The organism is Mucilaginibacter sp. (assembly GCF_028288225.1).
Lineage (GTDB): Bacteria > Bacteroidota > Bacteroidia > Sphingobacteriales > Sphingobacteriaceae > Mucilaginibacter.
Genome location: NZ_JAQBOC010000012.1, coordinates 15,909 through 34,905, shown reverse-complemented (window position 1 = coordinate 34,905; position 18,997 = coordinate 15,909). Strand labels below are relative to the sequence as shown.

General features: G+C 39.0%; 17 protein-coding genes. 15 read left to right on the top strand and 2 right to left on the bottom strand.

All coding sequences use genetic code 11. From position 1 onward, the window contains the following. Nucleotides 1-265: 265 nt before the first annotated feature. On the bottom strand, nt 266-910 hold the full coding sequence (locus JWQ54_RS03140; protein ID WP_299580067.1) for an outer membrane beta-barrel protein: 645 nt from the start codon (nt 908-910) through the stop codon (nt 266-268). A gap of 234 nt (nt 911-1,144) precedes the next feature. Between JWQ54_RS03140 and JWQ54_RS03135 the strand changes: the two genes are divergently transcribed. The 8 genes from JWQ54_RS03135 to JWQ54_RS03100 all read left to right on the top strand — a co-directional run bounded on the left by JWQ54_RS03135 (nt 1,145) and on the right by JWQ54_RS03100 (nt 10,507). Next, complete coding sequence (locus tag JWQ54_RS03135) at nt 1,145-2,491, top strand: DEAD/DEAH box helicase (RefSeq protein ID WP_299580064.1); 1,347 nt, start codon at nt 1,145-1,147, stop codon at nt 2,489-2,491. Between the two features lie 7 nt (nt 2,492-2,498). After that, complete coding sequence (locus tag JWQ54_RS03130) at nt 2,499-2,765, top strand: hypothetical protein (RefSeq protein ID WP_299580061.1); 267 nt, start codon at nt 2,499-2,501, stop codon at nt 2,763-2,765. Between the two features lie 51 nt (nt 2,766-2,816). Beyond that, nucleotides 2,817-3,146, top strand: a complete 330-nt coding sequence (gene gldC / locus JWQ54_RS03125) for a gliding motility protein GldC (protein WP_299580058.1) — start codon at nt 2,817-2,819, stop codon at nt 3,144-3,146. Nucleotides 3,147-3,217: 71 nt separating this feature from the next. Continuing rightward, on the top strand, nt 3,218-3,583 hold the full coding sequence (locus tag JWQ54_RS03120) for a hypothetical protein (RefSeq protein WP_299580055.1): 366 nt from the start codon (nt 3,218-3,220) through the stop codon (nt 3,581-3,583). 104 nt (nt 3,584-3,687) lie between these two features. After that, the gene (locus tag JWQ54_RS03115; RefSeq protein WP_299580052.1) at nt 3,688-7,134 is read left to right on the top strand and encodes a response regulator; all 3,447 of its coding nucleotides are present in this window, start codon (nt 3,688-3,690) and stop codon (nt 7,132-7,134) included. A gap of 2 nt (nt 7,135-7,136) precedes the next feature. Next, nucleotides 7,137-7,967: a protein-glutamate O-methyltransferase CheR gene (locus tag JWQ54_RS03110; protein ID WP_299580049.1), complete on the top strand. Its 831-nt coding sequence runs from the start codon at nt 7,137-7,139 to the stop codon at nt 7,965-7,967. Beyond that, on the top strand, nt 7,957-8,544 hold the full coding sequence (locus tag JWQ54_RS03105) for a chemotaxis protein CheB (RefSeq protein WP_299580047.1): 588 nt from the start codon (nt 7,957-7,959) through the stop codon (nt 8,542-8,544). The genes JWQ54_RS03110 and JWQ54_RS03105 overlap by 11 nt, the downstream gene beginning before the upstream one ends. A gap of 16 nt (nt 8,545-8,560) precedes the next feature. After that, entirely contained in the window at nt 8,561-10,507 is a 1,947-nt protein-coding gene (locus tag JWQ54_RS03100) for a response regulator (protein WP_299580044.1), read from the top strand. Here JWQ54_RS03100 and JWQ54_RS03095 read toward each other — a convergent pair. Next, a complete protein-coding gene (locus tag JWQ54_RS03095) occupies nt 10,491-10,976 on the bottom strand; it encodes a methylated-DNA--[protein]-cysteine S-methyltransferase (RefSeq protein ID WP_299580041.1) in 486 nt (161 codons plus the stop codon). The genes JWQ54_RS03100 and JWQ54_RS03095 overlap by 17 nt on opposite strands. A 158-nt stretch (nt 10,977-11,134) precedes the next feature. Between JWQ54_RS03095 and JWQ54_RS03090 the strand changes: the two genes are divergently transcribed. The 7 genes from JWQ54_RS03090 (at nt 11,135) to ccsA (JWQ54_RS03060) (ending at nt 18,988) form a co-directional block, all read left to right on the top strand. After that, nucleotides 11,135-11,818, top strand: a complete 684-nt coding sequence (locus JWQ54_RS03090) for a heme exporter protein CcmB (RefSeq protein WP_299580037.1) — start codon at nt 11,135-11,137, stop codon at nt 11,816-11,818. A gap of 186 nt (nt 11,819-12,004) precedes the next feature. Next, entirely contained in the window at nt 12,005-13,195 is a 1,191-nt protein-coding gene (locus JWQ54_RS03085) for a carboxypeptidase-like regulatory domain-containing protein (protein ID WP_299580034.1), read from the top strand. A gap of 184 nt (nt 13,196-13,379) precedes the next feature. Continuing rightward, nucleotides 13,380-14,054 carry a cytochrome c biogenesis protein CcsA gene (gene ccsA / locus JWQ54_RS03080; RefSeq protein WP_299580029.1) on the top strand — a complete coding sequence of 225 codons (675 nt, stop codon included), beginning with the start codon at nt 13,380-13,382 and terminating at the stop codon, nt 14,052-14,054. A gap of 1 nt (nt 14,055) precedes the next feature. Then, nucleotides 14,056-14,265 (top strand): CcmD family protein, encoded by a 210-nt coding sequence (locus tag JWQ54_RS03075; protein ID WP_299580025.1) that lies wholly within the window; start codon nt 14,056-14,058, stop codon nt 14,263-14,265. A gap of 153 nt (nt 14,266-14,418) precedes the next feature. Continuing rightward, nucleotides 14,419-15,855: a Glu/Leu/Phe/Val dehydrogenase gene (locus JWQ54_RS03070; RefSeq protein WP_299580022.1), complete on the top strand. Its 1,437-nt coding sequence runs from the start codon at nt 14,419-14,421 to the stop codon at nt 15,853-15,855. Between the two features lie 235 nt (nt 15,856-16,090). Then, nucleotides 16,091-16,501: a cytochrome c maturation protein CcmE gene (locus tag JWQ54_RS03065; protein WP_299580019.1), complete on the top strand. Its 411-nt coding sequence runs from the start codon at nt 16,091-16,093 to the stop codon at nt 16,499-16,501. A 9-nt stretch (nt 16,502-16,510) separates the two neighbouring features. Then, nucleotides 16,511-18,988: a cytochrome c biogenesis protein CcsA gene (ccsA, locus tag JWQ54_RS03060; RefSeq protein ID WP_299580016.1), complete on the top strand. Its 2,478-nt coding sequence runs from the start codon at nt 16,511-16,513 to the stop codon at nt 18,986-18,988. Nucleotides 18,989-18,997 lie beyond the last annotated feature (9 nt).

Genomic DNA, 18,997 nt, shown 5'->3' with positions numbered 1-18,997 from the left:
CACTCAGCTTAGTCAATCTGATGTCCTGGTCAAAAAAACCGTAATCTCTATGACGTTTATATTGTTTCATTAATGCAAGATACTCAATGACAACTGATTATAATGACTATTCTTTCAACTGAGTTTTAGAGGTTGCCTTTAGTCCGAAAGTCCGGTAGCCGGAAAGTCCGAAAGAAGGAATTGTATTAAAACATTCCGCAATCGGCATTCCGACTTCCGCATTTAAGAATCTGCACCTCCGCACATTCAAAATCCACACATCACCTTATTTTCTTCCCCAAAAATAGTTGAGCCCGAAAGATATATTATCATTAAGACCTAAATGGAAAGTGCTGTCTTTAGTTTGATAATCAAGGTTGTAAGCTGCTCCGCCAAAACCAAGGTTAACACCAAGCTTCGGAGTAGGGAAAAATACAAAGTTAGGAGTACCACCCAGGCTAAATGTACCATACTTAAAGTAAGTGGTGTTGTTTAAAGTGCTGATACCAAACTCGGGAAAAAAGCCAAATTTATCAGTTATCATGCAATAGTAACGGGCATGTACGCCAATGCCTACAACATCGTTATGATAAGTATTACTTGATACAAAATCATTAGCAGGCGTTGTAGCGGAGTAAAAATTTGATGTTTCGGTACCTGAATTGCGTAAGTAAACCGGTTGGATTCCGATCGACCATTTATCGCTTATAAAAAACCCAAACTCGGGCCTGATACTGAAAGAAGAGATCTTGCTGGTGGTGTAAATAGTATAGCCATCATTGTAATTAATAGTATTTGACGATCCGTAGCCGCTATAATCATAGCTTAAGCTGCCGCCCAGGTAAAACTCACCTTTATGGCCTGTTTGGGCTGATGCTGCACTTATGCAAGAGATAAATAAAATAGATAATGCAAGTAATTTTTGTTTCATGTGATTAAAATTTGACGCAAGATAAGTTGTTAAACTTAACAATACGCAATGAATAGATGAATGGCTACAATGTGTAGATGAAATAGTTATTGGGAAGTCCGAAAGTCGGAAAAGTCCGAAAGTCCGGAAGAAGGAATTGTTAAACATTCCGCAATCAACATTTCGGATTCCGCATTTAACTTTCGGACTTACCCGACTTTCGGACTTTACCGACTTAAACCATATCTTTGCCCGATGGGTGTATCTTTCGAAGAATTTAAATTTAACCGGCAAATTTTAAATGCCATTGCTGATGCCGGTTATACCGAGGCTACGCCTATCCAGCAAAAAGCTATCCCGCCAATATTGAACGGGCAGGATGTGATGGGCATAGCGCAAACCGGCACAGGTAAAACTGCAGCCTATGTTTTGCCTATCATCATGAAGCTTAAATATGCTCAGGGTGATCATGCCCGTGCGCTTATTGTATCGCCAACGCGTGAGCTGGCTATGCAAATTGAAGAAAATGTAAGGACCTTTGCAGCTAATACCGATTTACGGATGGTTGTTTTATATGGCGGCCTGGGCCCAAAAACGCAAATCGAACAAATAAATAAAGGAGTTGATATTATTGTGGCTACCCCCGGCCGTTTTATGGATCTTTACCTGGCCGGCCATATAGTTACTAAAACATTACAGGTTTTGGTATTGGATGAAGCTGACAAAATGATGGATATGGGCTTCATGCCGCAGATCAACCGTATCCTGGAAGTTGTACCGGTAAAACGGCAAAACCTGCTTTTTTCGGCAACTATGTCTGACAAGATCCATGAGCTTTCTAATAATTTTCTGGAATTCCCTACCATTATCGAGGTAACACCGCAGGCAACCCCGGCGCAAACTGTAAATCAGCAGTTATACTTTGTACCAAATGTTAAAACAAAAATAAACCTGCTTAAAAAATTGCTCGATGTTGAGGACGATATAAAAAAGCTGATCATCTTTTGTAAAACCCGCCTGGCAGCCGAGGACGTATACAAGTTTTTACTCCGTAAGTTCGGTGAAAAAGAGGTTAAGGTTTTGCATGCTAATAAAGGACAAAACACCCGTATTAATGCCATTAACGCGTTTAAGAACGATGAGGTGAAAATATTGGTGGCAACGGATGTAGCATCGCGGGGTATTGATGTGAGCGATGTAAGCCATGTGATAAATTTTGATGTGCCGGTTGTAATTGAGGATTATGTGCACCGGATAGGAAGAACTGGCAGAGCATACCAGTCAGGTGAAGCAATCACTTTTTGCAGTCCGCATGAAGAATATTATATCCGCAAAATTGAAAAGCTGATAAAGCAAACAATTCTGGTAACTGATATTCCTGTTGATGTGTTTATTGAGGCAACTCCCTATGATGAAAAACAGGAGCAGGCCAAAGAGGTTGACATGCAAAAACGCCGCGACGACCCTGAATTTAAGGGAGCCTTTCATGAAAAGAAGACCCTGAACCAGCATAAAAAGTTTGATGCAGCCAAAGCGAAAGCATCCGGCAGGCCGGCTGCAAAAAGAACTAAATCTCCCAAATCATACAGAAAAAAACATTAAAACAAATATGAAGCTTAGGATTACCCCCCTAAATTTTGCGAGCGCATTTCTTTTGGTTGTTGCAGTTTACAGCTGGATTTACGGTGTGCAAATTTCAGGTACGCATTTTAAAACCATGAGCACGGCAGTAGGATGGATCTTTATCCTGTTTGCAGTTGTAGTGTCATTTATGGATATTATGTTCCGTAATTTCTTTCCTGCCACTAAAAAATTATGGATAGTAGAGCTAAGCTTTATAACTTTGGCGGCTATTATATTTTTACTTGTTAAATAACTGCGAAGCACTCACGAGTGCCCTTGAATAAATTAAAAACGAATATTTACGATGAAAACTGCTGAGATAAAGCTTACTATAGAACTTGATGATAATAATGTTCCGGAAAATATTATGTGGGAATCAACAGATGCACAGAATAAAGAAGCATTGCCTGTAAAATCAATGATGCTGGCACTGTGGGATCAGAACTATAAAAACACCCTGCGTATTGACCTATGGACAAAAGATATGCCTGTTGACGAGATGAAACGATTTTTTTACGAAACCCTGCAAACCATGGGCGATAGCTTTTTACGCGCAACCGGGGAAACAAATATTGTGGAGGACCTGCGCGATTACTGCGCCCACTTTGCTGATAAAATGGAAATTAAAAAATAAAATGCGCCTTAATACCTTTATCTTCATTTATCGGCTTTATTATACTTATAGCCGGTACTTATTGCCCGGTTTTGCACCCAATTATTGGAAACTGGAATGTTTATGATGGCAACAAGCCATATGGTATTGTAATTTTGCTGGTCGCTGTAGTTGGTATATTAGGCACTGTTTTTAACCAGGTAAAAATAACACGGCTTGCTGCCTGGCTTTCACTTGGTTTGGTTATATTATTTTACCTTCTTGCCTTATTAAAAGTTCATACATCTTTTAGCTTTATCCCTTTCAGATCTGTATCTGCTTATTTAAGTGGTAAAATAAAATTTAAATGGGGTTGGTACCTTTTATTCGGCGGGCCCTTACTGGCATTGGCTGGTGTTGTTTTTGGAAGAAGGCCAGACTTTAAAAATAATTTTGAGCCTATTTCAAAACAAAATTAGTGCATTTTGTTTTAATCATTTCAATTGCTTGCTACTCAAATAAGTATATTTAAAAACTAATTTATTTAACATATTTGTATTAGCTTAAACTTAAAACAAACTAAATGTTAAGATTTTCTTTTCGCCAGCAGGTATTTGCAGGTTTTGCTGTGTCTGTAATTTTGGTTTTATTGGTTGGGATCTTGTCCTACAAAAGCATTAACCAGCTGGAAAACGATTCCAACATGGTTGAACATACACAAAAGGTAATAAAGAGCACCACTAATCTGCTGCAGTTATTAACAGATGGTGAAACCGGTATGCGCGGATATGTAGCAACCAATAAGCCTGCAATGCTTGACCCTTATAATGCAGCTTTGCCAAAAATTAAAAATGATATTGAACAGCTTAGGGAGCTAATTGCAGATAACCAAGTACAGGTTAGGAGGGTTGATACACTGGCAATGCTGGTTAATACTCAGTTAAATATTCTGAAAACCAATATTGAAGTTCGCCAGGTTCAGGGATTGGATTACATGGTTACTAATAATATGCTTACTAACGGAAAGCATAATATGGACGAGATCCGCTCGGTAATTAACCACATGAAAAATACGGAAGATAATTTACTGGCTATCAGAAAAGCCAGTTCAAAGGGTGCCTCGTCAAAAGCCATTGACACGATAGTGATTGGTTCAATTATATTCCTTGTAATAATAGTTGTGTTGTTCTTTTATATCCAAGGCACTTTTGAACGACAGAAAAAAATTGAACAAGAGATAAAAATAGCCAACAGTGAGCTTGAAGTGGTGCTTGATGAAAACAAAGCTAGAAACTGGCTGCTAACCGGAACAGGCTCTATTAATGAAAGGATGCAGGGCCAGCAAAGTGAAAGAGAACTGGCCGGCAACATTCTTACAGAGATCTGCAAGTATACCAAAGCTATAACAGGCACATTTTATTTATTTAACGAAGAGCAGCAAATACTTGAGTTATACTCATCCTATGCCTTCAATAATCCGGATGCTTTAAAAAGAATAGTTAAAATATCTGAGGGATGGTTAGGCCAGGTTGCCAAAGATGAAAAGGCAGCAGTTATAAAGGGTAAATTGAATGAAAAGCTCGAGCTGGGGTCGTCAGTAATTCACCAGGAAATAATTGAAAGCTTTATTGTGCCATTCTTTTTTGATAAAAAGCTGAAAGGTGTTATTGAAATAGCATTTGCAAATGAGCTGGATAAAATGACCAGTGAATACATTTTAGCGGTAGCTAATGAAATTGGTATTGCAGTTAACACAGCCCAGGCACGTACAATAATGCACGAACTACTATTGCAGGTACAACAACAGGCTGAAGAGTTGGAAGCTCAGCAGGAAGAGATGCGGGTTACCAACGAAGAACTGTTAAGTAAAACCGAAATGCTGCAGGCATCAGAAGAAGAGATGCGGGTACAGCAGGAAGAATTGCGGAATACCAATGCCGAGTTGGAAGAAAAAGCAAGCCTGCTTGAAGAAAAGAACCAGACGATTGAAGAAGCCCGCAAGGCAATAAATATTAAGGTTGGCGAACTTGAAACTACTGGTAAATATAAGTCGGAGTTTTTGGCAAACATGAGTCATGAGTTGCGCACACCTCTAAACAGCATACTGGTATTAGCCAGGATCTTAAAAGATAATAAGCCTGCCAATCTCTCAGAAGACCAGGTAAAATATGCCAGTGTGATATTTAATGCCGGTAATGACCTGCTTACACTTATTAATGATATCCTTGACCTGTCGAAAATTGAATCGGGTAAGCTGGAGATGCAAAATGACAATGTAAAAATTGCCGATATTTTGCACGATATGGAAATGTTGTTTGCAGAAGTTGCCCGCAACAAGAAGATAAGTTATTCCATTAACACCAGTAAAGATTTACCTGTGAGCATATTCACAGATAAACTGCGGGTTGAACAGGTATTAAAGAACCTGCTCTCAAATGCCTTTAAATTTACGCACGAGAATGGCTCCATTATTATAGAGGTGGTTCCTGGCGACGAAGAAAAAACAGTAAGCTTCCATATAAAGGATTCAGGAATAGGAATCCCGCATGATAAACAGAAAATAATATTTGAAGCGTTTCAGCAAGCAGACGGATCAACAAGCCGCAGATTTGGCGGTACAGGCCTGGGCTTATCAATAAGCCGTGAACTGGTTACCCTGCTTGGTGGTAAAATAACCTTAACCAGCGCGCCTGGTGACGGAAGTGAATTTATACTAACCATACCATTAGAAGCAAAAGTGGTATTACAGCCGGATGAACAAACCGTTCCGACTGTTGAAACTTTTGCACCCGAAAAGCAATTTTTAAAACCAGCCAAACAGATTGCTAAAGATGCTGACAAAGAGCCATTGGTTGTAATTGTTGAGGACGATAAAAACTTTGCCGATATTTTGCATGATTACTCCCGTGATCATGGCTATAAATCAATAATGGTTAACGAGGGCACAAACGCGGTTGAAATTATAAAAGAAAATAAGCCGGATGCGGTAATACTGGATATTATGCTCCCGGGTAAGGATGGATGGCAAATATTAAAGGAGCTAAAACAGGATGAGCTAACCATGCACATACCCGTTCACCTGATGTCGGCAGGCGAAGCAGCAGCTAACCGTGTGCGCCGCGAAGGGGCAATAAGCTTTCTTAAAAAGCCTATTGATAAGAATACTCTTGATAAGCTGTTTACCGATATAATGCTGCAAAGCGGAAAAAAATTCGCCCAGATATTATTGGTTGAAGATAATAAAACCCAAAGCCAGGCGCTGAACGACATGATGCAAAGCCAGGGTATTACAGTTGACCAGGCTTTTGATGGAGAATCGGCATTCAGGATGCTCCATGAAAAAGAATACCAGTGTGTAATACTTGATCTTAACCTGCCTGATATTTCAGGCCTCGACTTTTTAGATAAAATAAAGGAAATTGACAGGTTTAAAGCGCTGCCGGTAATTATTAATACAGCTATGGAGCTGGACAAGGCCTCAGTTAGCCGGCTTATGCAGTATGCCAATGCAATGGTTGTTAAAACCACAAAATCTGCCGACAGGCTTATTGATGAGGTTAACCTGTTTTTAAATAAGGTTCGCGAATTAGCTGATCGCCCTGCTGATATACCTTCTGTACCCAAAAGTAAGACGGTTACACAAGGTAAGGATGTTATAAAAGGGAAAAAAGTATTGATTGTTGATGATGATATGCGCAATATTTTTGCTTTGAGCAGCGCGCTGCAGGGATATGACATGATTGTTGAAATTGCTAATGACGGGCAGGAGGCTATTGATAAACTTGAGGCAATTAAGGATATTGACTTAGTACTTATGGATATAATGATGCCGGTAATGGATGGTTACGAGGCAACAAGATATATTAGAAAGCAAAACAAATGGGCCAAATTGCCTGTAATAGCCTTAACGGCCAAAGCAATGATGGATGACCGCGAAAAGTGTATAGCAGCCGGTGCTAATGATTATATAACAAAGCCGGTTGATATGGACAGATTGATATCATTAATGCAACTTTGGCTGGGGAGCTGAATATGAATGTTTCTTCACAAGGGTTATCGGCTGAGCAGATCACAGAACTTATTGACCTTATAAAAAAAGTTCATGGGTTTGATTTTTCTGATTATTCAAAAGCATCATTAAAAAGAAGACTTAGCAGGATAATGATGATTAAAAAATTGGAATTTTACGACCTGAAACATATTTTAGTAAATAACGCAGATTTTTTCCAGGATTTTTTAGAAGAGATCACAGTAAACGTTACTGAAATGTTTCGCGACCCTTCGTTTTATAAGGCGCTTAACAACCAGGTAATCCCATATCTGTCAACTTATCAGCATATAAAAATATGGTCAGCCGGGTGTTCATCGGGCGAAGAAGTTTACTCACTGGCAATTTTATTAGACCAGTCAGGGCTTAAAGAGAAATCATTTATTTATGGCACTGATGTAAATACAGTTGTTTTAAAAGAAGCGCGAATGGGTATTTATAGCTACCGGAATATAAAAAGCTATGCCGAAAATTATCAGCTATCGGGATTAAAAGGGTCACTTACTGATCATTTTACCACTATGTATGATGCAGCTACTATTCATAGTGAGTTAAAGGCCAGTACTTTATTTTCCGTCCATAATTTAATATCCGATACGGTTTTTAATGAATTTCAGTTAATTAGCTGCCGCAACGTTTTTATATATTTTGAAACACAGCTTCAGGAAAAAATATTGGAGCTTTTTTATAAAAGCTTATGCCCCTACGGTTTTTTATGCCTTGGGAGCAAAGAAACTATTAGATCAGATGCTTTTAAGAAAAAGTTTAAGGCAGTAAATCAAAAGGAAAACATATACCAGAAAATTGGGGCTTGATAAAAATATAATTGATCGCTGGCACAACTCTGATATCGTGTTGCTGGGCGGTTCTGCGGGCTCATTTAAATTATTATTTGGTATTGTGAAGTTTCTACCTCCTGATCTAAATAAAGCGGTAATTATTGTTATGCACCGCAAAAGAAATTTTACCAGTGAAATGGAAAGACTTTTTGCACAAAATAGTCGCATGTTGTTAAGAGAAATTGGCGACAAAGACAAAATAAATAAGGGCACTATTTATGTAGCACCGGCAAATTATCACGTTTTAATCGAAAGTGATGGTCATTTTAGTTTAGACGTTTCAGATGCTGTATGGTATTCAAAACCATCAATTGACATTACTTTTGAAAGCGCCGCCGAAATATATAAAAATAAATGTACTGCCATATTGCTTTCAGGCGCTAACCAGGATGGGGCACAGGGCTTGCTTAAACTAAGAAATGCAGGTTCATTAACCATAGCACAACATCCGGATGATGCCGAAATGCCAGAAATGCCTAATGAAGCCATTAACATTAATGCGGTTGATTACGTATTAAGGACAAACGAAATCTTTGAACTTTTAATAGATTAAGCATATCCCATATTAGATGATCCCTGTTAATATACTGATTGTTGACGACCGCAAAGAGAATATAGTTGCCTTAAGCGCTTTGCTTGACAGGGATGACATACGTTTGTTTTCTACCACATCCCCTAATGAGGGCTTAAAGCTTGCCTGGGAAAATCAGATCTCAATTGCATTGATAGATGTTCAGATGCCTGAAATGGATGGTTTTGAATTTGTTGAGATGCTTAAATCAAACCCGCGCACCAAAGATATCCTGGTGATTTTTGTAACGGCAATATCAAAGGAAGCAAAGTATGCTGTTAAGGGTTTTGGTGTAGGGGCCGTTGATTATCTTTATAAACCGCTTGATCCGTTTATAACCTTGGCAAAGGTGGACTCATTTATTCAGCTGGCTCAATATCATGCTGAGATCAAACTAAAAAACGAAGAACTTCAAAACATGGCTGTTGTTGTAAAAAACTCGGCCGATATTATCTGCTCGGTTGATGCGCAAACCTTTCTGATCCAAAATATTAACCCCGCTGTTGAAAAAATAATGGGTTTTAAAGCTGCTGAGCTTATTGGTGCCAATATTATAAATTTTGCTATTGATGAACAAAAGGAGCCTTTTAAAGCAAAACTAAATGAAATTGTAAAAGATGGCCTGCATTCATCCGTTTCTGAGTTTCGGTTCAATACCTTTAATAACGTAATTATTTGGGCCGAGTGTCGGGTTGCTTACCGGAATAAAATGCTGTTTTTAAATATTAGCGATATATCTGCCCAAAAAAACTTCGAGGATCAGCTTATCAGATCAAAAGAAAGCGCTGAATACGGTAAAAAGGTAAAAGAAACCTTTTTGGCAAATATGAGCCATGAACTGCGTACCCCGGTTAACGGTATTATTGGCTTAACAAATCTTTTACGAAAAACAGAGCTTAACGAGCAACAAAACAGCATGATCGATTTGCTGGAAGTATCATCCCAATCATTATTAGGCGTTATTAATGATGTGCTTGATATTTCAAAAATTGATGCAGGTAAGTTTAAAATTGTACGCTCATCACATAACCCTAATGAAGTGATAAGAGCGGTATATGGTTTGCTTAAGTTTAAGGCTGATGAAAATAATATTGAGTTCCTGCTGGATATTGATCCTGAAATCCCTGTAAACCTGATGATAGACTCATTGCGTTTAAACCAGATATTGATGAACTTATTAAGCAATGCGATTAAGTTTACTGAACGTGGATACGTTAAATTAATAGTAACGGTATTACAAAAAAACAACGTTAAGGCAGAAATAAAATTTACTGTTGAAGATAGCGGAATAGGGATTCCTGAACATAGGCTTGGTGGTGTTTTTGAATCTTTTGAGCAGGCCGAAGACGATACTGCAGCTAAATATGGAGGAACAGGTTTAGGACTTGCTATTGTTAAAAAATTGGTTGAATTAAAAGGAGGTGATCTTATTGTAAGCAGCGAACAGGGCAGGGGAAGCACCTTTAGTTTTATTAATTGGTACAGCATTGCTGATAAACCTAAGGATAAAGTTGAAACTAAAGCAGCCGGTGCACTTGAGCAATTTGAAAATGTAAATATTTTAGTTGCAGAAGATAACCTTGTTAACCAGTTTATGTTAGCTAAAATGCTTAAAGACTGGGGTATTGAATTTGAAGTGGTAGATAATGGCCGCAAAGTGCTTGACAAACTACGAGCCAAAGATTACGACCTTATTTTGATGGATACACATATGCCCGAATTAAATGGCTATGAAACCACTAAAACTATTCGTAGCAGTTTTGAAGAACCTAAGAGGAGTGTGCCAATTATGTCATTATCTGCAGCGGCGTTTGATTACGAAAAGGAGGAAGCTATTTCAGCAGGAATGAATGACTTGCTGTCAAAACCTTTTCAGCCGCATGAACTATATGTTAAAATAAAAAGCCTGTTAACGGCAAATGAATTGGTTAAAAATCAAGTGTAATTTGTCCTACGCCCAACACCCTGGCCTCGTGTTCAAGCAGCCATTTTTTACGCCATATACCACATCCAAAACCTGTAAGGCTGCCATCAGACCCAATAACACGGTGGCACGGCACAATTATTAATAGGTGGTTTTTGCCATTGGCTGATGCAATTGCCCTTATGCCTAATGGATTGTTCAGTAATTTAGATTGCTGCAAATAACTTATAGTTTTACCATAATCAATTTTAGTTAGCTGCTCCCAAACTTGCTGCTGAAACGCGGAGCCCTGCTGTTTAACAGGCAGATCAAAAACCTTTCTTTTGCCCCCAAAATATTCATCCAATTGTTTAATGGCCAATTGTAGCAGGGGAGTTTCAGGTGGCAATACCTCGTAATCCTCATCAAGTGCATAGATCGAAGTGATTAATTCATCTTCCTCTGTTATGCGTACAATGCCAATGGGGGTTTTATAATAAGCAACGGGCATGGTAATTAATTAGTGAGTTAGTGAATTACTGAATTAGCGATATATAAATATTGTAAAGGTTGTAATTTTTTACCAAATCAACCAATGCCCTGATGAACCATTGAACTAATAAACAAATCCTCAATCAACTCAATCAACCAAAATACTATCTTTGCCCCATGCAGCTCATCAACCAAACCATATATCTTTTAAAAAAGGAAATTGTATTGGAATGGCGTTCAAAATACGCATTCAATGGCGTGCTGTTGTATGTGGTTTCAACGGTGTTTATTTGTTATATCGCCTTTAACTTAAATCCCGGCTTTACAGGCAATAAGGGTTACCCAATAGTTTGGAATGTTTTATTCTGGATAATTATTCTTTTTGCCGCGGTTAATGCCATTGCCAAAAGCTTTATGCAAGAGAGTAAAAGCCGTTTGCTATATTATTACTCCATAGCAAGCCCGCAGGCAATTATCCTGTCAAAAACTATCTATAATATTTTACTGATGTCGTTGCTCAGTGCCTTGGCATTGCCGGTTTATATGGTGTTTTTTAACAATACCATAGGCGATCCGCTCTATTATTTTTTAACTGTATTGCTGGGCAGTATTAGTTTTTCCACTGTTTTTACAATGATATCGGCCATTGCTTCAAAAGCCGGTAATAACGGTACACTGATGGCAATATTAAGCTTCCCGGTTATTATTCCTGTTATTTTATTGCTTATCAAACTTAGTAAAAGCGCTATGGATGGCATTGAAAGAAGCTTAAGCTATGGCAATATTGGGGTGCTTTTTGCTATTAATGTAATTGTAATTACAACCTCGCTTATTTTGTTTCCCTTCCTGTGGCGTGATTAATACAGGCTTCGGCTAAATTCCGAAAGAAGGGGAATTAGTTTTGTAAAGAAGTTATTACGCTTTAAGTCAGAACTTTTAATACTTCCAGACTTTCCTGACTTTTCGGTCTTTCCGACTTTTTTTTCATCCTTAGTTCATAATAAATTCGTTTTTTAGCATCTTCAAAATTAATTGTAATATTGACCGATGCGATTCCCCTGGTTCATCCTGCTTTGTCTGCTGTTTCCGATAATAACCTTTGCCCAAAGCGGAATTATTACCGGGGTTGTAACCAATGCTGAAACAAAAAGCCCATTGCCAAGGGCAAGTGTATTTTTAAGTAATTCATCTGTTGGTTCGGCAACTTTCGAAGACGGCAAATATACCCTTAACGGCATCAGGCCCGGTCAATACACCTTAACAGTTACCATATTAGGGTATGAAGATTATTCAAAAAGCATACTTGTAGGCCGCGAACCTTTAAAAATTGATATCCAGTTAGCCCCAAAGCCGTTGATGCTCAAGGAAGTGACGATAATATCAGCCGCCGACTGGAAAAAAAACTATGAAGCATTCAGGAAGAGTTTTATAGGTGTTGATGAAAATGCGAAAAATTGCGTAGTTGTAAACCCGCATGTGCTTAACCTGCAATTCAATCGTACAAAACAAACCCTTGAAGCAAACGCCGATGAATTTTTAGTGGTTGAAAATAAAGCGCTGGGTTACAGGGTGAAATTTTTGCTTAAAGATTTTATAGAAGATAGGTTGTCAAATATTGTTGCTTACGGCGGTGAACGGCTGTTTGAGGAATTGCCGGGCAATGCAGCGCAAAAAAAGAAATGGCACGCAAAACGGGAGGAAGCCTACTATGGCTCTGCCATGCATTTTTTCCGGTCGTTATATACTAATAAATTAAATGAAGATGGTTTTGTTATGTATCATTTAAACCGTCAGCTAAACCCCAACAGACCACCCGAAGATGTAATAAAACGGAAAGCTAAAATGTTTTACGACATGAGAATGGGTGATTCCTTAAACTATTGGAATAGCCTGGCCACGCTTTCAAAATATTATAAAGAAACAATAAACAAGATCCCGGTTTTACCATATGAGGTATTAAGCAGTACTGACCAACAGGGGATCTATGCTATACATTTTCCTAATTACCTGTATGTTGTGTATACCAAAAAAAGGGATGAAGTATATAATAAAGACTTGTACCGCCCTTTGGATATGCCAAACTATGAAACCAGCATTCTTACATTATTTGAACCCAATTTTGCTTTGTTTGATATGAATGGCATTATTGTTAGCCAGCCGCCGCTGCTTGAAGGGGCATGGGCAAAATCAAGGCTTTCAAATCTGCTGCCGGTTGATTATGTGCCGGATGTGAAGTGATGGGGAAGTTAAGTAAGTTGATTAAGTTAGATTGAGTTGATTAGGTTTAAAAGATGAACCGAAAAGCCATTCGCAGTTTTAAAACCTCGCAAGGCTGAATCTATTACAAAAAAACTTAATCAACTCAATCTAACTTAATCAACCCAATCAACCAAAAAACACTACCTTTGCCCGCATAAATAATATGAAATTTATATATCAGACCTGGTGGAAAGTATTGGCAGTATTGATCATTCTTTACACCTTAATTGCAGGCTTTTTAATGGGTGTGCCAAGGTTGCCCATTATGCACGAAACTATCCGGAACACTTATTTCCATGTACCCATGTGGATAGCCATGTTCACCGTTTTTACCATATCGGTTATATACAGTATCCGTTATTTGAACACAGGCAAGGAAGAATATGATCTGATTGCTGTTGAATGTGTTAATACCGGCACTTTTTTTTATGTTTTGGGGCTTGTAACAGGTATGATATGGGCTCAATATACCTGGGGTTCATTCTGGAGCAATGATCCAAAGCAAAACAGTGCGGCCATAGCATTTTTATTGTACTGCGCCTATGCTGTATTGCGGAACTCAATTGATGAGGAGCAAAAACGGGCAAAGATATCTGCCATATATAATATTTTCGCATTCCCCATAATGGTTGTGCTGATAATGGTATTGCCGCGTATGACAGACTCCTTACACCCGGGCAACGGCGGTAACCCCGCATTTGGCAAGCTTGATATGGACAACCGTATGCGTGTAGTATTATATCCTGCCTTTATTGCCTGGAGTTTAATAGCTATCTGGATAGCATCTCTCCGCTATCGGATCCGTTTAATTGAATACAAAAAGAACGAAATAAGTTAACATGAAGAAAATATTGGTTTTAGCATTTTTGCTGTTAGGCTATATTGGTGCATTTGCACAACAAACACAAGGCGTTGAAATGGCTGATGCTATGAGAAGCTCGGGCAAAATATATGTGGTGATTGTTACAATTGTGCTGATTTTTTTGGGTTTGGCCATTTATTTATTCTCTATTGACAGGAGATTAAAAAAAATAGAAAAAGAAAAGTAGTTTAAAAAATTGGCCTATTCCGTTTAAAGTTGCATTTTAATGTAATATTATAGATGCCGGCCTAAACCGACGATAATAAATTTGCGATATTGATAAAAAATGTATCAAATTTGTGCACTTTTTTAACGATTTAATAATTATCAAATAAAATTTATGGCTACTACTAACCCGGCCGCTGATCAGGATACCCACTTTTTTGGTGACGTATGTAAAAACTTTGATTATGCAGCCCAATTTACCCACCACGATGCTGGTTTGTTAGACCAGATAAAATCATGCAACAGTGTTTACCGTTTCCGTTTTCCTATCCGCAGGGATAATGGATTTGAAGTGATAGATGCATGGCGCGTTGAACACTCGCAGCACCAGTCGCCAACAAAAGGCGGGATCCGTTACAGCGAAATGGTTAATGAGGATGAGGTGATGGCACTTGCAGCGCTAATGACCTATAAATGCGCGATTGTAAATGTTCCCTTTGGCGGTGCTAAAGGCGGTATAAAGATCAATCCTAAAAATTACAGCTTAACCGAACTTGAAAATATTACCCGCCGCTATACTGTTGAGCTAATCAAGAAAAATTTTATAGGCCCCAGCATTGACGTACCTGCACCTGACTATGGATCTGGCGAGCGCGAAATGAGCTGGATAGCTGACACTTATGCAACCATGAACCCCGGTCAGCTGGATGCAATGGGCGCTGTTACCGGTAAGCCAATTGCATTACACGGTATTGCCGGCCGTAAAGAAGCAACCGGAAGGGGAGTTGCCATTGCTATCCGCGAGTGCGTAAGCGTTGGCGAGGATATGCAAAAAATAGGCCTGTTGCCGGGAATTTCAGGTAAAAAGGTAATTGTACAGGGATTAGGTAATGTGGGCTATCATTCAGCTAAGTTTTTGGCAGAGTTTGGTGCCCTTGTTGTTGGTTTGTGCGAGTTTGAAGGTGCTATTTATAATGCCGACGGACTGGATGTTGATGCTGTGTTTCAACACCGCAAAGCAACCGGCTCTATCTTAGGCTATGCAGGTGCAAAACAGGAATTCAAAAACTCAATGGAAGGCCTTGAACAGCCCTGCGATATTTTGGTTCCGGCGGCTTTAGAAAGCCAGATCACTCTTGCTAATGTTAAAAACATAAAGGCAAAAATAATTGCCGAAGGTGCAAACGGCCCAACCTCACCCGAGGCAGAAGCTATTTTTTACAGTAATGGTGGTATGATCATCCCTGACATGTATGCCAACGCTGGTGGTGTAACCGTATCATACTTTGAGTGGCTTAAAAACCTGTCGCATGTAGCTTTTGGCCGTATGAACAGGCGTTTTGAAGAAAACTCAAATCTTAACCTGGTAAACATGGTTGAAGGCATAACAGGGGTTGCTTTAACAACAATGCAGCGCTCAACCATTATAAAAGGAGCTTCAGAGCTGGAATTAGTAAACTCGGGTTTGGAAGATACCATGATCCGTTCATATCACGAGATAAGAGAAACTTATAAAAACCACCCTAAAATTGATACCCTGCGCAGTGCAGCTATGGTAGGCGCTATCAATAAAATAGCCGTATCATACCAAAACTTGGGTATTTGGCCATAAATATATTTCGGATTTCGGATGTTTGATTTCGGAATTAAAAAATTTAAAGTCCTCATCAATTTTAGTGGAGGACTTTTTTTGTGAGGGGAATAGCTTAAATTCAAACAAATCCGACATCGAACATCCGAATTTCGAAATCAAGAATGATTCTAAATAGCATTAATCTCTTGTAATAAACATTATTACATTAACGTTTTGTATTTTTGTAATTCGAAATACAGGAAATAAACCGTTAATGAAAAAAAGTTCAATATTTGGTTTGATGGTAATTGCTATCGCGATAGCAATTATCATTACTACATACTCCAGCTCAAGTACTTATGGCTCTTTTAGCGATGCTAAAAAGACAACAGACGAATTGCACATAGTTGGCCATTTAGATAAAAGTAAAGAACTGCATTACGATGCTACCAAGGATGCCAATTACTTCACCTTTTTTGTGAAAGACAACAAAGGTGAAGAATGTAAGGTAATATATACCGGTACAAAGCCGCAGGACTTTGAAAAATCGGAACAAATTGTACTTACAGGCCGCATGACGGGCAAAGAATTTCATGCATCAACTATCCTGACGAAATGCCCGTCAAAGTACACACAGGATAAAATAGAAGTTACAGAGGCCAAAGCTAAAACGGCCGAAATATAAAATCATTTAATGGATACAGCTTTTAAAGGCGAACACCTTTTACCTGGTCATTTAGGCCAGGTATTTGTTATTCTATCATTCGGCGCGGCATTACTATCAACCATAAGCTATTACTTTGCTACCACCAGTACCAACAAGCTGGATAGCTCATGGCTGCGTATGGCCCGCATTTCATTTTATGCCAATTCGCTTTCCATTTTAGGGGTTGGCGTAGTGCTTTTTTATGTTATTTACAACCACTATTTTGAATATCATTATGCCTGGGCCTATACCTCGCGTTCATTGCCTGTTTACTACATAGTTTCGGGTTTTTGGAACGGGCAGGAAGGTGGCTTTTTGCTATGGACGTTTTGGCAGGCTGTTTTAGGTAATATACTTATCTGGCGGGCTAAATCATGGGAAAGACCGGTAATGACTGTTGTATCTTTCTCCCAGCTTTTCCTTGCATCTATGATATTAGGTATCGAGTTTTTTGGTGCAAGAATAGGCAGCTCTCCATTCCTGTTACTAAGAAATGCTGTTGAAGGCCCAATTTTTTCACGACCAGATTACCTGTCGTTTATAAAAGACGGACAGGGAATGAACCCTTTGCTGCAGAACTACTGGATGGTAATCCATCCGCCAACTTTGTTTTTGGGTTTGGCATCGGTAGTGGTTCCATTTGCTTATGCAATTGCCGGCTTATGGCAAAAGCGCTATAAGGAATGGATAGCGCCCGCAATTTCATACGCTCTTTTTGCCGCCATGATATTAGGCATTGGTGTAATAATGGGTTCATTATGGGCTTATGAATCACTTAATTTCGGTGGCTTTTGGGCATGGGATGCAGTTGAAAATGCATCAATCTTCCCGTGGTTAACCCTATTAGGAGGCCTGCATGTGATGATCGTATTTAAAAATACGGGACACTCTTATTTCACTGCTACTTTGCTGATCCTTTTAAGCTTTATCATGGTTTTGTATTCTTCATTCCTTGCAAGAAGCGGGATCCTTGGCGATACATCTGTACACTCATTTACTGACCTGGGGATGTTTTGGCAGCTGGTTTCTTTTATTTTAGTGTTCCTGGCGCTTTCAATATGGCTTTTGGTGTCCAGATGGAAAGAAATGCCTATCACCAAAAAAGATGAAGAAACCTATTCCCGTGAGTTCTGGATGTTTGTAGGAGCTGTTTTCCTTGGTTTATCCTGCTTTCACCTGGTATTGGTAACGTCTATCCCTGTATGGAATGCCATGTTTGGTACAAAGATAGCCCCCCCAACCGACTTGGTAGGGCACTATAACGTTATACAGGCTTCGTTTGCAATGGTTATTGCCATATTAACAGGTTTTACTCAGTTTTTAAAGTATAAGAAAACCGATGTTACAAGGTTTTTTATTACCACATTGCTATACCTGGTTTTTGCAGCGCTGATCACAGCCCTTGTGGCTTATGCAAGCGGTTTATACAAATTACACTTTGTATTTATGCTGGTGATGTTGGGTTCAATCTATTCTGTTTTGGCAAATGCAAAAGTATTGGCCGATGCGTTGAAGGGCAAATTTAAGCTTGCCGGATCTGCAGTAGCACATATAGGTTTTGCTTTGATGCTGATAGGGGCTATTATAGCTGCTGGCACAAGAAAAGTTGTTTCTAAAAATGAATCGGGGTTTATTAACATAAAAGGATTTGATCAGGCAGCTGCTGACTCCAAAGTGGGTGGCGATGCTAAGGAAAATGTGATGATCTACAAAAATGAGCCTATTAAAATGGGGCCATATACTGTAACTTATTTAGGCGATTCAACAGCAGAACCTAATCATTATTACAAGGTAAATTATAAACGTTATGATGCCGCGGGTAAAATAGCAGAGGAGTTTATATTAAGGCCCAATGTGCAGATCAATCCGCAAATGGGGCTAACACCATCGCCAGATACAAAACATTATCTGTTTCATGATCTGTATACGCACATAACAGCTTTACCTCCCGTTAGCGAGAAACCTGTTTCAAGTGATGGTGCAGCACATGGGGAAGAAAATGATGATAAAAACTATGATGAGCCAATTCCGCATGAAATTGCTGTTGGCGATACTATCCCATACAAAGATGGATATATCATATTAAAAGCATTAAATAAGGAAGTTCAGGTACAAAATATCCCGCTTACCGGTGATGATGTGGCCATTGGGGCAAAGCTTGAAGTTGTGTCGCACAATAAAACCTATGAAGCTGAGCCGGTTTACATGATAAAGAATAAAACAGTGCTTGACTTTGCCCGCAAGGTTGAAGACGCAGGTTTAAAACTGCGCCTGTCAAAGATCCTTCCTGATAAAAACAAAGTGGAGATAATTGTTTACCAGCAGCCGCAAAACAAAAGGCCATGGATAGTGATGCGCGCTCTTGATTTTCCTTATATCAATTTCCTTTGGTCAGGAACTATTATCATGATCATCGGTTTTTTACTATCAATTTCCAGGAGAAATAAGGAATTGAAGACTGTTTAACAATTGTTA

Coding starts and splice junctions, on each gene's coding strand:
- JWQ54_RS03140 (WP_299580067.1), bottom strand. CDS start 910: ATGAAACAAAAATTACTTGCATTATCTATTTTATTTATCTCTTGCATA.
- JWQ54_RS03135 (WP_299580064.1), top strand. CDS start 1,145: ATGGGTGTATCTTTCGAAGAATTTAAATTTAACCGGCAAATTTTAAAT.
- JWQ54_RS03130 (WP_299580061.1), top strand. CDS start 2,499: ATGAAGCTTAGGATTACCCCCCTAAATTTTGCGAGCGCATTTCTTTTG.
- gldC (WP_299580058.1), top strand. CDS start 2,817: ATGAAAACTGCTGAGATAAAGCTTACTATAGAACTTGATGATAATAAT.
- JWQ54_RS03115 (WP_299580052.1), top strand. CDS start 3,688: ATGTTAAGATTTTCTTTTCGCCAGCAGGTATTTGCAGGTTTTGCTGTG.
- JWQ54_RS03110 (WP_299580049.1), top strand. CDS start 7,137: ATGAATGTTTCTTCACAAGGGTTATCGGCTGAGCAGATCACAGAACTT.
- JWQ54_RS03100 (WP_299580044.1), top strand. CDS start 8,561: ATGATCCCTGTTAATATACTGATTGTTGACGACCGCAAAGAGAATATA.
- JWQ54_RS03095 (WP_299580041.1), bottom strand. CDS start 10,976: ATGCCCGTTGCTTATTATAAAACCCCCATTGGCATTGTACGCATAACA.
- JWQ54_RS03090 (WP_299580037.1), top strand. CDS start 11,135: ATGCAGCTCATCAACCAAACCATATATCTTTTAAAAAAGGAAATTGTA.
- JWQ54_RS03085 (WP_299580034.1), top strand. CDS start 12,005: ATGCGATTCCCCTGGTTCATCCTGCTTTGTCTGCTGTTTCCGATAATA.
- ccsA (WP_299580029.1), top strand. CDS start 13,380: ATGAAATTTATATATCAGACCTGGTGGAAAGTATTGGCAGTATTGATC.
- JWQ54_RS03075 (WP_299580025.1), top strand. CDS start 14,056: ATGAAGAAAATATTGGTTTTAGCATTTTTGCTGTTAGGCTATATTGGT.
- JWQ54_RS03070 (WP_299580022.1), top strand. CDS start 14,419: ATGGCTACTACTAACCCGGCCGCTGATCAGGATACCCACTTTTTTGGT.
- JWQ54_RS03065 (WP_299580019.1), top strand. CDS start 16,091: ATGAAAAAAAGTTCAATATTTGGTTTGATGGTAATTGCTATCGCGATA.
- ccsA (WP_299580016.1), top strand. CDS start 16,511: ATGGATACAGCTTTTAAAGGCGAACACCTTTTACCTGGTCATTTAGGC.